This window comes from Streptomyces sp. NRRL S-37 (genome assembly GCF_000721605.1).
Classification (GTDB): Bacteria; Actinomycetota; Actinomycetes; order Streptomycetales; family Streptomycetaceae; genus Streptomyces.
Genome location: NZ_JOIZ01000019.1, coordinates 227,570 through 241,524, shown reverse-complemented (window position 1 = coordinate 241,524; position 13,955 = coordinate 227,570). Strand labels below are relative to the sequence as shown.

General features: G+C 71.3%; 14 protein-coding genes. 5 read left to right on the top strand and 9 right to left on the bottom strand.

What is annotated here, in order from left to right; all coding sequences use genetic code 11:
* Positions 1-62: 62 nt before the first annotated feature.
* The 4 genes from IH50_RS0126860 (at position 63) to IH50_RS0126845 (ending at position 4,010) form a co-directional block, all read left to right on the top strand.
* Positions 63-650, top strand: a complete 588-nt coding sequence (locus tag IH50_RS0126860) for a pyridoxamine 5'-phosphate oxidase family protein (protein ID WP_030867536.1) — start codon at positions 63-65, stop codon at positions 648-650.
* Between the two features lie 127 nt (positions 651-777).
* Positions 778-2,160 (top strand): ferric reductase-like transmembrane domain-containing protein, encoded by a 1,383-nt coding sequence (locus IH50_RS0126855; protein WP_030867533.1) that lies wholly within the window; start codon positions 778-780, stop codon positions 2,158-2,160.
* A 286-nt stretch (positions 2,161-2,446) separates the two neighbouring features.
* Complete coding sequence (locus IH50_RS0126850) at positions 2,447-3,217, top strand: FMN-binding protein (protein ID WP_030867530.1); 771 nt, start codon at positions 2,447-2,449, stop codon at positions 3,215-3,217.
* Positions 3,218-3,272: 55 nt separating this feature from the next.
* On the top strand, positions 3,273-4,010 hold the full coding sequence (locus IH50_RS0126845) for an FAD:protein FMN transferase (protein WP_051767466.1): 738 nt from the start codon (positions 3,273-3,275) through the stop codon (positions 4,008-4,010).
* 393 nt (positions 4,011-4,403) lie between these two features.
* Here the strand turns inward: IH50_RS0126845 and IH50_RS0126840 are convergent, their stop codons facing one another.
* From IH50_RS0126840 to IH50_RS0126810, 7 genes are all read right to left on the bottom strand, one after another.
* On the bottom strand, positions 4,404-4,943 hold the full coding sequence (locus IH50_RS0126840; protein WP_030867522.1) for an arginine repressor: 540 nt from the start codon (positions 4,941-4,943) through the stop codon (positions 4,404-4,406).
* Positions 4,944-4,950: 7 nt separating this feature from the next.
* Positions 4,951-6,156, bottom strand: coding sequence for an acetylornithine transaminase (locus IH50_RS0126835; protein ID WP_030867519.1), 1,206 nt, complete (start codon positions 6,154-6,156; stop codon positions 4,951-4,953).
* Positions 6,153-7,061: an acetylglutamate kinase gene (gene argB, locus IH50_RS0126830; protein ID WP_030867517.1), complete on the bottom strand. Its 909-nt coding sequence runs from the start codon at positions 7,059-7,061 to the stop codon at positions 6,153-6,155. Before argB ends, IH50_RS0126835 begins: the two co-directional genes overlap by 4 nt.
* Positions 7,058-8,233 (bottom strand): bifunctional glutamate N-acetyltransferase/amino-acid acetyltransferase ArgJ, encoded by a 1,176-nt coding sequence (gene argJ, locus IH50_RS0126825; protein WP_030867515.1) that lies wholly within the window; start codon positions 8,231-8,233, stop codon positions 7,058-7,060. Before argJ ends, argB begins: the two co-directional genes overlap by 4 nt.
* Positions 8,230-9,258, bottom strand: coding sequence for an N-acetyl-gamma-glutamyl-phosphate reductase (argC, locus tag IH50_RS0126820; RefSeq protein WP_030867513.1), 1,029 nt, complete (start codon positions 9,256-9,258; stop codon positions 8,230-8,232). Before argC ends, argJ begins: the two co-directional genes overlap by 4 nt.
* Before the next feature lie 98 nt (positions 9,259-9,356).
* A complete protein-coding gene (locus IH50_RS0126815) occupies positions 9,357-9,665 on the bottom strand; it encodes a hypothetical protein (protein WP_030867511.1) in 309 nt (102 codons plus the stop codon).
* A gap of 44 nt (positions 9,666-9,709) precedes the next feature.
* On the bottom strand, positions 9,710-12,199 hold the full coding sequence (locus tag IH50_RS0126810; RefSeq protein ID WP_030867509.1) for an alpha-L-arabinofuranosidase C-terminal domain-containing protein: 2,490 nt from the start codon (positions 12,197-12,199) through the stop codon (positions 9,710-9,712).
* A 152-nt stretch (positions 12,200-12,351) separates the two neighbouring features.
* Between IH50_RS0126810 and IH50_RS0126805 the strand changes: the two genes are divergently transcribed.
* Positions 12,352-12,792 carry a DUF6314 family protein gene (locus tag IH50_RS0126805; RefSeq protein ID WP_030867507.1) on the top strand — a complete coding sequence of 147 codons (441 nt, stop codon included), beginning with the start codon at positions 12,352-12,354 and terminating at the stop codon, positions 12,790-12,792.
* On the opposite strand, the gene IH50_RS0126800 is transcribed toward IH50_RS0126805, so the two are convergent.
* The gene (locus tag IH50_RS0126800; RefSeq protein ID WP_030867505.1) at positions 12,774-13,367 is read right to left on the bottom strand and encodes a histidine phosphatase family protein; all 594 of its coding nucleotides are present in this window, start codon (positions 13,365-13,367) and stop codon (positions 12,774-12,776) included. The genes IH50_RS0126805 and IH50_RS0126800 overlap by 19 nt on opposite strands.
* A gap of 120 nt (positions 13,368-13,487) precedes the next feature.
* On the bottom strand, positions 13,488-13,925 hold the full coding sequence (locus IH50_RS0126795) for a GNAT family N-acetyltransferase (RefSeq protein ID WP_030867503.1): 438 nt from the start codon (positions 13,923-13,925) through the stop codon (positions 13,488-13,490).
* Between the last annotated feature and the right edge of the window lie 30 nt (positions 13,926-13,955).

The following is a 13,955-nucleotide window of genomic DNA, read 5'->3' as shown; positions in this document are numbered from 1 at the left end:
TTTCCCCGGCCGATCACCTATTGCTTAGACAAACGAAAGACCTGGTCCCATAATCGGTGGACATGGGAAAGACCTATGAGCGCATAGACGGCCGCCTCCGCACCTTCATCGAGGAACAGCCGGTCTTCTTCACCGCCACCGCCCCCCTGTCCGCCGACGGCACGGTCAATCTCTCCCCCAAGGGGCTCAAGGGGTCCTTCGCGGTCCTCGACGAACTCACCGTCGCCTACCTCGACTTCGCCGGCTCCAACGCCGAGACCATCGCCCACCTGCGGGAGAACGGCCGGATCACCCTGATGTGGTGCGCGTTCCAGGGGCCGCCGAACATCGTGCGCGTGCACGGCCGCGGCGAGCCCGTCTTCCGGGACGACCCCCGCTTCGGGGAACTGCTCACCCACTTCCCGGACATCGACCCCTCGCTCCACGGCCTGCGCGCCGTCGTCGTCGTGACGGCCGAACTGATCCGGGACACCTGCGGATACGCGGTGCCCTTCATGGCGTACGAGAGCGAACGGGACCTGCACGAGAAGCGGTTCGCGCGGGAGGACGACGCCTCGCTCGACGCGTACTTCACCAAGAAGGAGCACGTCGCGACCAGCCTGGACGGACTCCCCGGGCTGCCGTTGCCGCTGCCCCCCTCCCCTGCCTGAGCCGTGTGCCCAGGTGCCGCCCCCGCCGTCGTACTCCGCCTCGCCGCTGAGCCGCGCATCTCCTCTGAACACTCCCGCGTGACGGCACGTATGTGTGGGCCAAGGGTCAAGTCCCCACGGAGGAACCGTGACCACCACGCTCGCCGGCGGCCGTGCCGCCCGCCGCCAGACGATGCGCCGCATCCGCCCGCGCCGCTCCCCCGCCGTTCCCCTGCTGCTCGCCGTCGGTGCGGGCGCGGTGGCCGTGCTGTGGTTGTGGTGGACCAGCACACCGTCCATCGCGGACACCACCGGGAAGATCATCGCCGCGGGCCGGATCACCGGCCTGCTGGCCGGCTATCTGATGGCCCTGGTGGTACTCCAGATGGCGCGCGTACCCGCGCTGGAACGCCGGGTGGGCTCGGACCGGGTCGCCCGCTGGCACGCGATGAGCGGCCGCTACACCGTCAGCCTGGTCATCGCGCACGTCTTCCTGATCATGTGGGGCTACGCCCGGCAGGCGGGCAGGAGCCTCGCCGACATCGTGCAGCAGACCATCACCTCCATCAACACGCTGCCGGACATGGGCAAGGCCGCCATCGGCACCGGTCTGCTGTTCGTGATCGCCTTCCTCTCCATCGGCCCGGTCCGGCGCCGGCTGCCGTACGACGGCTGGTACCACGTGCACCTGCTGACGTACGCGGCGGTCTTCCTGACGTTCTGGCACCAGATCACCACCGGCAACGAGTTCGCCGTCGAACCGACCGCGAAGACCTTCTGGTACGGGCTCTACGGCGCCGTGACCGCGCTGGTCCTGTGGTACCGGATCATCACCCCGGTACGGCTGAACCTGCGGCACCGGATGCGGGTCGAAGCGGTCATCGAGGAGACACCGGGCATCGTGTCCGTGCTGATCGGCGGGCGCCGGCTGCACCGGATGGGCGCGGAGGCCGGGCAGTTCTTCCGCTGGCGGTTCCTGGCGCCCGGGATGCGCTTCAGTTCCCACCCGTACTCGCTGTCGGCGGCGCCCCGCCCGGACATGCTGCGGATCACGGTCAAGGCGATCGGCGACCACACCTCACGGCTGCGCGAGCTGGAGCCCGGCACGAAGGTGTGGGCGGAGGGCCCCTACGGGGCGCTGACCGCGCAGCGCCGCAGCCGCGGCAAGGTACTGCTGGTGGCGGGCGGGGTGGGCATCACCCCGATGCGGGCACTGTTCGAGACGCTGCCCGGCGCCTCCGGCGACATCACCCTGCTGTACCGGGCCAACAGCACCCAGGACCTGGCGTTGTGGGGCGAGCTGGCGAAGATCGCCGACGAGCGGGGCGCCCGGCTGATGTACGCGGTGAACAGCCCCGACGGTGAACGCCCCGACATCTCGGCGGAGAGCCTGCGCCGGAAGATCCCGGACGTCGACCGCCACGACGTGTTCATGTGCGGTCCGCCCGGATTCGCGCAGTCGGTGTACGAAGCGCTGCGCGAGGCGGGAGTCCCCGCCCGGCGCATCCATCACGAGTCGTTCGAGATTTGAACCCTCCCCCACCCCGTCAGAGCAGGGGATTCCTGGCTCGAGCAGCTCATTCGCTCAGCGAACGAAAGAGTCTGACGCTCTCAGCACCAGCCGGGACGGAACCTGCCCGGTTGCCCGTCAAGACAAAGGAGTTGCGTGTGCTTGGTTCTCGCACCGCACGACAGTCATCGTACCCGGACTTGAGGACGGTCTGTCGCCTTCTGGGCGAAATCACACGCCTCGACCTGCTCCCCCGGCGTCCGTATCACCCCCGGGCTGAAGCCCAGGGCTTCCTCGGAGGTTCCAGGTGAAGAAGAGTCACCCCGTCCGGCGTGCCGTGCTCGCGACCGCCGCCACCGTGTCCGGCATCGTGCTGCTGCTGTCGCTGAAGCCGGCGTCCGACCCCGGCTCGGCCGCCGCGGCCGGCGGCGCGGTCCCGCCCGCGGCGGCCCAGTCGCCGCAGGGCGGCGCCGCCCAGCCCATCGGGGACGGCACCGTCACCGGTGACGCGGCGCAGACCCAGTACGGGGCGGTGCAGGTCCGGCTGACGGTGAGCGGCGGGAAGATCATCAAGGCGGAGGCGGTACAGGCGCCCAAGGGCGGGCAGAGCGACCAGGTCACGTCCAACTCCGTGCCCCGGCTGAACCGGGCGACCGTGACGGCGCAGAGCGCGGACATCGACGTGGTGTCGGGGGCCACGTACACCAGCGGCGGGTACAAGAAGTCGCTGCAGTCGGCGCTGGACAAGGCGCGGGCGGCCGGGTCCCCGGGGGCTTCCGGATCGGACGGTGCCGGGAGCGCGCAGGCGCGGACCGTCACCGGGGACGTGGCGCAGACGCAGTACGGGCCGGTTCAGGTGCGGATCACCGTCAGCGGCGGGAAGATCACCAAGGCGGAGGCGGTGCAGACGCCCAAGGGCGGGCAGAGCGACCAGGTCAACTCCGCCGCGGTGCCGAAGCTCAACCAGGCGGCGGTGGCGGCCGGGGACGCGGGGATCGACGCGGTGTCGGGGGCCACGTACACGAGCGCGGGGTACAAACAGTCGCTCCAGTCGGCGCTGGACAAGGCCGGTGACTGACACGGTGGCCGAACCCGCCGAGGCTCCCGCCGCGGTGCGTCACGTGGAGGAGACGATGGGGACCGTCTTCTCCCTCGACGTCCGCGGCGGGGATCCCGCCGCGGTGCGCGCGGCGCTTCAGGAGGCGGTCGCGGGACTGCACCGGGTCGACGAGGTGTTCAGCACGTACCGCGACGACAGCCAGATCTCCCGGCTGGCGCGGGGTGAGCTGAGCGTCGGGGAGTGCGATGCCGAGGTCGCCGAGGTGCTGGAGCTGGCGGCGGAGGCGGAGCGGGTGAGCGAGGGCTGGTTCAGTCCGCGTTACCGGGGGCGGCTCGATCCGACGGGCGTGGTGAAGGGCTGGGCCACGGAACGGGCGGCGCGGCGGCTCGCCGCCGCGGGGGTGACGGGGGTGAGCGTCAACGGGGGCGGGGACGTCCAGTTGCTGGGTGGGCCGGGGGCGGGGCGGCCGTGGCGGGTGGGGGTGTCGGACCCGTTGCGTCCGGGCGGTCTCGCCGCGGTCGTCTCCGCGGCGGGTGCCTCGGAGCTTGCTGTGGCGACGTCCGGCACGGCCGAGCGGGGCGATCACATCGTCGACCCGCGCACGGGCCGCTCCGCGGTGACCGACCTGGTCGCGGTGACGGTCGTGGCCCCTCGCCTGACGTGGGCGGACTGCTGGGCCACGGCGGCGTTCGCGATGGGGTCGCGGGAGGGACTGCGGTGGCTGGAGTCCCTCCCGGACGTCGAGGCCCTGCTGATCACGGCGGGCGACGAGGTGCGGTGCACCGGGGGGCTGGCGGGCTGGCTGGGGTGAGCGGCGCTCCTGGGCGAGCGGCGCTCCTGGGCGAGCGGCGCTCCTGGGCGAGCGGCGCTCCTGGGCGAGCGGCGCTCCTGGGCGAGCGGCGCTGTTGGGCGAGCGGCGCTGTTGGGCGAGCGGCGCTGTTGGGCGAGGTACCGGCGTGTCACTCACCCGCACCAGCAGGGTGCCTCCCCCACTCTCGGCTTCGCTCGAGCGGGGGGACCCCCATCGCCCACCCGTGCCGCCCTGGGGGTACCTCCCAGGCCTTTAAGGCACTGGGGGAGGCACGACTGCCCGCGGCTGCGGGGCCTTCTCAACGGGGAGTACCGCAGTCCCCAGGGGCGCGGGGAACTGCGCGACCAGCCCCATACGACCTGCGGGGCCGTACCGGAGTGACCCGCGGAGCGCTCAGTGGCCGTTCTGGGCCAGGCGGAGCAAGTGGTCCGCCAGGGCCTGCCCTCCCGTCGGTTCCCGGCTGATCAGCAGCAGCGTGTCGTCGCCGGCGATCGTGCCGAGGATGTCGTGGAGTTCCGCCTGGTCGATGGCCGAGGCCAGGAACTGGGCCGCACCGGGCGGGGTCCGCAGGACCACCAGGTTCGCGGAGGCCTCCGCGGAGATCAGCAGCTCCTGCGACAGCCTCCGCATCCGCTCCTCCTTCGCGGATCCCCCCAGCGGCGCCCGGGGGGTGCGGAAACCCCCTTCGCTCGGCACCGCGTAGATCAGGTCGCCGTCGGTGTTGCGGATCTTCACCGCGTTCAGCTCGTCCAGGTCCCGCGACAGCGTCGCCTGGGTGACGCTCAGTCCGTCGTCCGCGAGCAGCTTCGCGAGCTGGCTCTGCGACCGCACCGGCTGCCGGTTGAGGATGTCCACGATCCGGCGGTGGCGTGCGGTGCGCGTCTGCGGCACGGCGGGCCCGGCCTGCTGGCCCTGGTCCTGCTCCTGGCTCATCGTCGTCTCATTCTCCGGATCGTCCTTCCCCGCCCGCCGTACCGGCCTGGTCCAGGATGCCGGGCAGTGCCCCGAGGAAGGCGTCCACCGCGTCGTCCCCGAGGTTCAGCGGCGGCATCAGCCGTACGACGTCGGGGGCGGGCGCGTTCACGAGGAATCCGGCGTCCTGAGCCGCCTGTTGCACCTGGGGCGCGAGCGGCTCGGTGAGCACGATACCCAGGAGGAGGCCCGCGCCCCGGACATGGTCGATCAAGGCGTGGCCGGATCCCTCGATCCCGTCGCGGAGTTTCTCGCCCTGCCGCTTGACGTTCTCCAGCAGCCCTTCGTCCTCGATGGTGTCGAGGACGGCGAGTCCGGCGGCGCAGGCGACCGGGTTGCCGCCGAAGGTCGTGCCGTGGTGGCCGGGCCGGAGCAGGCCGGCGGCGCGGCCGAAGGCGACGGTGGCGCCGAGCGGCAGGCCGCCGCCGAGCTGCTTGGCGAGGGTGACGACGTCCGGCAGGACGCCCTCGTGGGCCTGGTACTCGAACCAGTGTCCGGTCCGGCCGATGCCGGTCTGCACCTCGTCGAGGACGAGCAGCGCGCCGGTGGCGGCGGTGATGGCGCGGGCCGCCTTCAGGTAGCCGGCGGGCGGGACGACGACGCCGAGTTCGCCCTGGATGGGTTCGATGATCACCAGGGCCGTCTCCTCGGTGACCGCGGCGGCCAGCGCCTGCGCGTCACCGAAGGGCACGTGGGTGACGTCGGCGGGCAGCGGCTGGAACGGCTCCCGCTTGCCGGGCTGCCCGGTGAGCGCGAGGGCGCCCATCGTGCGGCCGTGGAAGGCGCCCTCGGTGGCGACGACGTGGGTCCGTCCGGTGAGCCGGCCGATCTTGAAGGCGGCCTCGTTGGCCTCGGCGCCGGAGTTGCAGAAGAAGACCCTGCCGTCCCGGCCGAAGAGCCGGAGCAGCCGCTCGGCCAGGGCGACGGTCGGCTCGGCCATGAAGAAGTTGGAGATGTGGCCGAGGGAGCCGATCTGCCGGCTGACGGCCTCGACGATCGCCGGGTGGGCGTGGCCGAGGGCGTTGGTCGCGATGCCGCCGACGAAGTCGAGGTACTCCGTGCCCTCGGCGTCCCAGACCTTCGGGCCCTTGCCTCGTACGAGGGGCAGGCGCGGCGTGCCGTAGTTGTTCATCAGCGCGCCCTGCCACCGTGCGGTGAGTTCTGCGTTGGTCACGACTCCCCCTGTTCGTCGGGCACGACCATCGTGCCGATGCCCTCGTCCGTGAAGATCTCCAGCAGGATCGAGTGCTGGACCCGGCCGTCGATGACGCGGGCGGTGGTGACGCCGTTGCGTACGGCGTGCAGGCAGCCCTCCATCTTCGGCACCATGCCGGAGGACAGCTCCGGCAGGAGTTTCTCGAGCTGGGAGGCGGTGAGGCGGCTGATCACCTCGTCGCTGTTCGGCCAGTCCTCGTAGAGTCCTTCGACGTCCGTGAGGACCATGAGGGTCTCGGCGCCCAGTGCAGCAGCGAGTGCCGCAGCCGCCGTATCAGCATTGACGTTGTAGACATGGTGGTCGTCCTGGGAGCGGGCGATGGACGAGACGACCGGGATGCGGCCGTCGGCCAGCAGGGCCTCGATGGCGCCGGTGTCGATCTCGGTGATCTCGCCGACCCGGCCGATGTCGACGAGTTCGCCGTCGATCTCGGGCCGGTGCTTGGTGGCGGTGAGGGTGTGCGCGTCCTCGCCGGTGAGGCCGACGGCGAGCGGTCCGTGCCGGTTGAGCAGCCCGACCAGCTCGCGCTGGACCTGCCCGGCGAGCACCATCCGTACGACGTCCATGGCGTCCTCGGTGGTGACGCGCAGGCCGGCCTTGAACTCGCTGACGATGCCGTGCCGGTCGAGGGCGCGGCTGATCTGGGGGCCGCCGCCGTGCACGACGACGGGCTTGAGGCCGGCGTGGCGCAGGAAGACGACGTCCTGGGCGAAGGCGGCCTTGAGGTCCTCGTCGACCATGGCGTTGCCGCCGAACTTGATGACGACGGTCTTGCCGTGGTGGCGGGTGAGCCAGGGCAGCGCCTCGATGAGGATCTGGGCCTTGGGCAGCGCGGTGTGCTTCCGCGTGGGTCCGTTGGTCATGACGAGTACGCGCTGTTCTCGTGGACGTAGTCGGCGGTGAGGTCGTTGGTCCAGATGGTGGCGCCGGCGTCGCCGGCGGCGAGGTCGGCGACGATGTGGACCTCGCGGTAGCGCATGTCGACCTGGTCGCGGTCCTCGCCGACGCCGCCGTTCTTGCACACCCAGACGCCGTTGATGGCGACGTTGAGTTCGTCGGGCTCGAAGGCGGCCTTCGTGGTGCCGATGGCGGAGAGGACGCGGCCCCAGTTGGGGTCCTCGCCGTGGATCGCGCACTTGAGGAGGTTGTTGCGGGCGATGGAGCGGCCCACCTCGACGGCGTCGTCCTCGGTCGCGGCGTTGATCACCTCGACCTTGATGTCCTTGCTGGCGCCTTCCGCGTCCCGGATGAGCTGCTGGCCGAGGTCGTCGCAGACCTGCCGTACCGCCTCCGCGAACTCCTCGTACTCCGGGGTGACCGCGGAGGCGCCGGAGGCGAGCAGCAGCACGGTGTCGTTGGTGGACATGCAGCCGTCGGAGTCGACGCGGTCGAAGGTGACCTTGGTGGCGGCGCGGAGCGCCTTGTCCAGGGTGGCGCTGTCGACGTCGGCGTCGGTGGTGAGGACGACGAGCATGGTGGCGAGGCCGGGGGCGAGCATGCCGGCGCCCTTGGCCATGCCGCCGACGGTCCAGCCTCCCCCAGACTCCGTCCGGGGGGACCCCCAGGTGACGACGGAGGTCTTGTGGACGGTGTCGGTGGTCTTGATGGCGATGGCGGCCTTCTCGCCGCCGTGCTCGGAGAGCCGGGCGGCGGCGGTCTCGACGCCGGGGAGCAGCTTGTCCATGGGGAGCAGGACGCCGATGAGTCCCGTCGAGCAGACGGCGATCTCGCCCGCGCCGGTGCCGAGCACCTCGGCGGCCTTCTCGGCGGTGGCGTGGGTGTCCTGGAAGCCCTTCGGTCCCGTGCAGGCGTTGGCGCCGCCGGAGTTGAGGACGACGGCGGTGAGCTGCCCGCTCTTGAGGACCTGCTCGGACCAGAGGACGGGTGCCGCCTTGACGCGGTTGGAGGTGAAGACGCCGGCGGCGGCGCGTCGGGGGCCGTTGTTGACCACGAGGGCCAGGTCGGGGTTGCCGTTCTCCTTGATCCCGGCGGCGATGCCCGCCGCCGTGAATCCCTTCGCTGCCGTCACACTCACGGCGCAACTCCGATCGTCGTCAGCCCGGTGGCCTCGTCGAGGCCCAGGGCGAGGTTCATGCTCTGGACGGCACCGCCCGCGGTGCCCTTGGTCAGGTTGTCGATGGCGCTGATCGCGATGATCCTGTCCGCGGCGGCGTCGTACGCGACCTGGAGCTGAACGGCGTTGGAACCGTGGACGGACGCGGTCGCCGGCCACTGCCCCTCGGGGAGCAGGCGGACGAAGGGCTCGTCGGCGAAGGCCTTCTCGTAGGCGGCGCGCACGGACTCGGCGGTGACGCCGGGTTTCGCCTTCGCGGTGCAGGTGGCGAGGATGCCGCGGGGCATCGGCGCGAGAGTCGGCGTGAAGGAGACGGAGACCCGCTCGCCCGCCGCGGCGCTGAGGTTCTGGATCATCTCGGGGGTGTGCCGGTGGCCGCCGCCCACGCCGTACGGGGACATGGAGCCCATGACCTCGGAGCCCAGCAGGTGCGGCTTGAGCGCCTTGCCGGCGCCGGAGGTGCCGGAGGCGGCGACGATCACCGCCTCGGGTTCGGTGAGGCCGGCGGCGTACGCCGGGAAGAGGGCGAGGGAGACGGCGGTGGGGTAGCAACCGGGCACCGCGACGCGCTTGGACCCCTCCAGCGCGGCGCGGGCGCCCGGAAGTTCGGGCAGGCCGTAGGGCCAGGTGCCGGCGTGCGGGGAGCCGTAGAACGTCTCCCAGTCGGCGGCGTCCTTCAGCCGGAAGTCGGCGCCCATGTCGATCACGAGCACCTCGTCACCGAGCTGTTCGGCGACGGCGGCGGACTGGCCGTGCGGCAGCGCGAGGAAGACGACGTCGTGCCCGGCGAGCGCCTCGGGCGTGGTCGGCTCCAGTACGCGGTCGGCCAGCGGCAGCAGGTGCGGCTGGAGCGCGCCCAGTCGCTGCCCGGCGTTGGAGTTGCCGGTCAGGGCACCGATCTCGACCTCGGGGTGTGCGAGGAGCAGACGCAGCAGCTCACCGCCCGCGTATCCGCTCGCTCCGGCCACCGCCGCACGTACCGCCATGGAAAACCCTCCTCCTGGATGGCATGACTATACGTTTCCATGCACGTTTATGCAATGCGGTCCCGAAACGATCCTGCGGCGGCCGCCGGCGGCGGGGATCAGGCCAGGGCCATCAGGACGGCGGCGATCACGAGGGGGGTGAGGAGCAGGGCGGCGAGGTGTCCGAGCAGGGAGCGGGCCATGCCGAGCACGGCGAACAGCGCCGCCCCGCCCAGCAGCCAGCAGCCGAAGATCCGCAGCGCCAGGTCCTGCGCGGCGGTCTCCTCCTCGCGGGTGGCGGGGTTCCCGATCCCGCCGATCGCCAGCCACAGGAGCACGCCGCCCACCAGGACATCGCCCGCCACGACGAAGGGTGCGACGGACCTGTCGGCCCGCCGCACCCCCTTCCAGACCCTCACGACGCTCATGGGTACGGGAGCGTAGCCCGCCGGTCTCCCGGCGGGCCGGTGGGTCACCGCTGCTTGATCCGCAGGAACGTCACCGAGTGCGCCGGGAAGGTGTACGTGAACTTGCTGTCGACGCCCCGGAAGGTGGAGGTCACCGGGGTGACCGGGGCGTCCGTCTCGGTGTTGACCGCGTCCGCGTCGGCGGCCAGGGTGGTCACGCGGGCCTTGGAGGAGACCCTCGCGCCGCCGAGGTCGATCGCGGTGCGGGCCTCGGACGGCTGGGCGTTGACGACCTTGACGATCAGGTCGCCGGTGCGGGCGTCCTCGGTGACCACCTGGCGGAACGGCTCGGCCGGCTTGTCGTCGGTGAAGCTGCCCCATTCCTGGCCGTCGAGGGAGAGGGTCACCTGGCGGCCCCGCACCTTGACGTCGATGTCGTAGGCGCGGCCCGTCTCGATCGAGCCGGCCTTGGAGATCAGCGTCGACTTGCCGCCGTCCGAGGCCTGTTCGACGGCGGTCTGGGTGTTGTTCCAGCCGCCGAGGTTCCACCAGTAGTAGTTGCCGGTGTCCTTGACGCCGAAGGCGACGAGGAAGCCCTCCTTGCCGGCCTTCTTGGTGGCCTTCACATGGAGGTCGTAGTCGTGCCAGGCCGGGTCCCCGGCCGTGACCAGGGTGTTCTCGGCGGCCTCGTCGGTCTGCACGTACTGCCCGTCCTGGACGCTCCAGCTTCCGCCGCCTTGGTGCGTCCACTTCGAGGTGTCACCGGAGAAGTCGTCGGTCAGCAGCGTCGTGCCGTCGGCGGCGGTCACCCTCACGTCGTCGTACGCCGCGCTCGTCGCCCACGTCGACAGGCCGACGGCTCCGGTGAGGGGGCCGCTGACGTCCGGGGTGGTGCTCGCCTCCGACGGGACGACGCGGTCGCCGGTGTTGGTCATGAACAGTTTCTGGACCTCGTAGTTGGCCGAGCCCCAGGAGGCGTGGTTGTTGAACCAGATCATGTCCGGGGACCACTGGACGTAGTCCTCGTTGGCGAGCAGCGGCGCGTACGAGGCCAGTTTGACGATGTCGGCGTTGCGTTCCAGGCCGGTCATGAAGGCGGCTTCGGCGAGGCCGTTCTTCCAGGCGTTGCCCTGGGAGGCGTACTCGCCGAGGAAGACCTTGGGGCCGTTCCTGTCGTAGGAGTCGTAGCGGTCGTTGTTCTGCAGGAACCACTGCGGGCTGTTGTAGTAGTGCTCGTCGACCATGTCGACGCCGCCCTCGCGGTTGAGCTGCCAGGCGGTGTCGAAGGTGGTGCCGGAGTCGTCGGGGCCGGAGTTGGAGATCACTGTGATGTCCGGGTGCTCCGCCTCGATGGCGGCGCGGAAGCGCTGGAAGCGGGCGAAGAACTCGCGCGGCAGGTTCTCCTCGTTGCCGACGGCGATGTGGGTGAGGCCGAAGGGTTTGCGGTGCCCCATCTCGGCGCGGACCTTGCCCCAGGTGGAGGTGGCCGGGCCGTTGGCGAACTCGATCAGGTCGAGGGTGTCCTGGATGTGCCGCTTCAGCAGCGCCTCGTCGTCGGTGGCCCTGTTCTGGCCGCAGCCGGTGACCAGCGCGGGGACGACGGGCAGCGGCATGGCGCCGATGTCCTCGGCGAAGCGGAAGTACTCGTAGTAGCCGAGGCCGTAACTCTGGTTGTAACCCCAGAAGTTGGCGTTGGTGGCGCGTTCCTCGACCGGGCCGACGGTGTCCTTCCACTGGTAGGAGCGCTTGCGCTGCCAGCCGGAGGCCTCGCTGTAGTCCTCCATGGAGCCGGTGTTGACCAGGCAGCCGCCGGGGAAGCGGACGAAGCCGGGCTTCAGCGCGGCGATCTTCTCGGCGAGGTCCTCGCGCAGGCCGTTCGGCTGGTTCTTGTAGGTGTCGCGCGGGAAGAGCGACACCATGTCGAGGGCCGCCGCCTCCGTGGTGGCGACGGCGAGCCGGCCGCGGTTGCTGGTGCGGGACGCCTTGAAGGTGGTCTCGTACTTGGCCCAGCCGCCCTCGACGGCCACCTTGCGGGCCTTCGCGAGCTCACCGGCGGCGTCCTTCAGCGTGACGGTGAGGGTGGTGGCGGTCTCGGCGCGGGCCCACACGGAGAAGTCGTACCGCTCCCCCTCCTCGACCCGGACGCCGGTGTTGTAGCCGGAGTTCGTGACCGACGAACCGGCGCCCAGGGAGAGGTAGTTGCGGTTGCGCTCGTTGAGTCTGCCGGAGTCGTTCACCACCTCGGCCGCGCCGCCCACCGACCAGGAGGTCAGGGGGGTGTAGGAGCCGTTGTCGGCGGTGGAGTACTCGAAGGACCGGTTCTGCACGAGTTCGGCGTACAGACCGCCGTCGGCGGCCCGGTTGATGTCCTCGAAGAAGACGCCGTACATCGTGTCGTCGATCTCCGCGCCCTCGGCGTCCGGGTCGACGGTGATCGTGTAGTCGGCGGTGTCCTCGGCGTGCGCGGGGGCGGGGACGAGGGCGGTGGCCGTCAGGAGGGCGGTGGCGGTGAGACCGAGTCTGAGGCGGGTGCGGTGGCGTGCTGTGCGTGACATGGACACTCGGCGGCTCTCTCTGGGAGTGGGTGACTCTAGGAGCTGTTCGGTATATCGGTCATTGGTCAGCACTTCGAACGGCAAGATAGGGAGGAGACAGGAGCACGTCAATGGGGCGTGCGGCGACGGACACCACGCGGGAACGAGGCGGGATGGGTGAGTTCTGGCCAGTGCCCGACACACTGGGCTACCTGAGCGGCCGCTGGCGGGCGGAACGGACCGTGCGGGATCTGGCGGGCGGCGAGGAGGGGCGCTTCGAGGGGACGGTCGTCTTCGGCCCGCTGGAGGGCGGCGGCCTGCTGCAGCGCGAGTCCGGCGACTTCACCTGGCGGGGCGTCACCCGGCCCGCCGAGCGGACCCTGCGCTTCCTGCCCGGTCCGGGCGGCACGGCGGACGTACGGTTCGCGGACGGGCGCCCCTTCCACGGCCTGGACCTCTCCGCGGGACGGTACGTCGCCGACCACCCCTGCTCGGCCGACCTCTACCGGGGCGAGTTCACCGTCCGGGACGCCGACCACTGGCGGACGGTCTGGCGGGTGCGCGGTCCCGCCAAGGACCTGGAACTCATCACCGGCTACGCACGCGTGGGCTGAGCGGACGCCCCTTCGAGGCGAAGGCTCCAGCGACCCGCCCGGCCGGTGACGCCGATCGCCGACAGCGAGCGGACGTCGATGTTCCAGTACGTGGCGGGCGGGGCCTTGAGCACGTACACCAGGGCCGCGCGGATCACCGACGGCTCGGCCACCGCGACGATCCGGCAGCCGTCCTCGACCGGCCGGGTGTCGAGCCAGCCGCCGACCCGGCCGATGAAGTCGAGCAGTGACTCACCCCCGTGCGGGGTGGACCGCGGGTCGGCGAGCCAGGCGTCCACGGCCCCCGGTTCCCGGGCCATCGCCTCCCCCAGGGTCAGCCCCCGCCAGCGGCCCATGTCGCAGTCGCGCAGGGCGAGTTGCACCAGTGGCGCGTATCCGAGCCCCTCCCCGGTGGCGCGGCTGCGCGGGGCCGGGGAGCAGTAGCGCAGATCGGCCGCGGCGAGTGGCAGCAGTTCGTGCGCGGCCCGTTGCACCTCGCTCCAGCCGGCCCGGTCCAGCGGCCGGTCGTCCTCGAAACGTTCGGCGAGCACCGAGGAGCTCCCCGCGGCGGCGACGAACGTGACCCGAAGTGCCATGCGGGGATCGTGGGTCTCCGGGGTGCGCGGGTCAAGGGGTGTCACCGAGCCGTCACTCAAGGTGCATCCAGGTTTACCGACTGGTAAGGACGCGCCGGACAAGTGCCCCGAAACGCTCCGTCATCCCTCGATGAGCGCCATCCAGTGGTCGGGCCGTTCCAGTGGCCGGAAACCGAGCCTGGCGTAGACCCCGTGCGCGTCGTGCGTGGCCAGCATGATCCGCTTCACCCCGCAGGGCCGCAGCTCCTCCCGCACGGCCGCCACCAGGGCCGTACCGATGCCCTTGCCGCGCACCGACGGGTCCACGTACACGTCGCACAGCCAGGCGAAGGTCGCCCGGTCGGTGACGACCCGGGCGTACGCCACCTGCTCCCCCGAGAGGGTGTCGTACACGCCGAAGTTGAGCGAGCCCTCGATCGCCCGGTCCTGCTTCTCACGGGAGCGGCCCAGCGCCCAGTAGGCGTCGGTGGACAGCCACCGGTGCACGCGTGCGGCGTCGATGCGGGCGGGGTCGGTGGAGATCTGGTAGCCCTCGGGCAGGCGCGGGGAGTCGGTCATGACCGGATGCTCGCAGGCCGGGCGGGGCGG

Coding starts and splice junctions, on each gene's coding strand:
- IH50_RS0126860 (WP_030867536.1), top strand. CDS start 63: ATGGGAAAGACCTATGAGCGCATAGACGGCCGCCTCCGCACCTTCATC.
- IH50_RS0126845 (WP_051767466.1), top strand. CDS start 3,273: ATGGGGACCGTCTTCTCCCTCGACGTCCGCGGCGGGGATCCCGCCGCG.
- IH50_RS0126840 (WP_030867522.1), bottom strand. CDS start 4,943: ATGAGCCAGGAGCAGGACCAGGGCCAGCAGGCCGGGCCCGCCGTGCCG.
- argB (WP_030867517.1), bottom strand. CDS start 7,061: ATGACCAACGGACCCACGCGGAAGCACACCGCGCTGCCCAAGGCCCAG.
- argC (WP_030867513.1), bottom strand. CDS start 9,258: ATGGCGGTACGTGCGGCGGTGGCCGGAGCGAGCGGATACGCGGGCGGT.
- IH50_RS0126815 (WP_030867511.1), bottom strand. CDS start 9,665: ATGAGCGTCGTGAGGGTCTGGAAGGGGGTGCGGCGGGCCGACAGGTCC.
- IH50_RS0126810 (WP_030867509.1), bottom strand. CDS start 12,199: ATGTCACGCACAGCACGCCACCGCACCCGCCTCAGACTCGGTCTCACC.
- IH50_RS0126805 (WP_030867507.1), top strand. CDS start 12,352: ATGGGTGAGTTCTGGCCAGTGCCCGACACACTGGGCTACCTGAGCGGC.
- IH50_RS0126800 (WP_030867505.1), bottom strand. CDS start 13,367: ATGGCACTTCGGGTCACGTTCGTCGCCGCCGCGGGGAGCTCCTCGGTG.
- IH50_RS0126795 (WP_030867503.1), bottom strand. CDS start 13,925: ATGACCGACTCCCCGCGCCTGCCCGAGGGCTACCAGATCTCCACCGAC.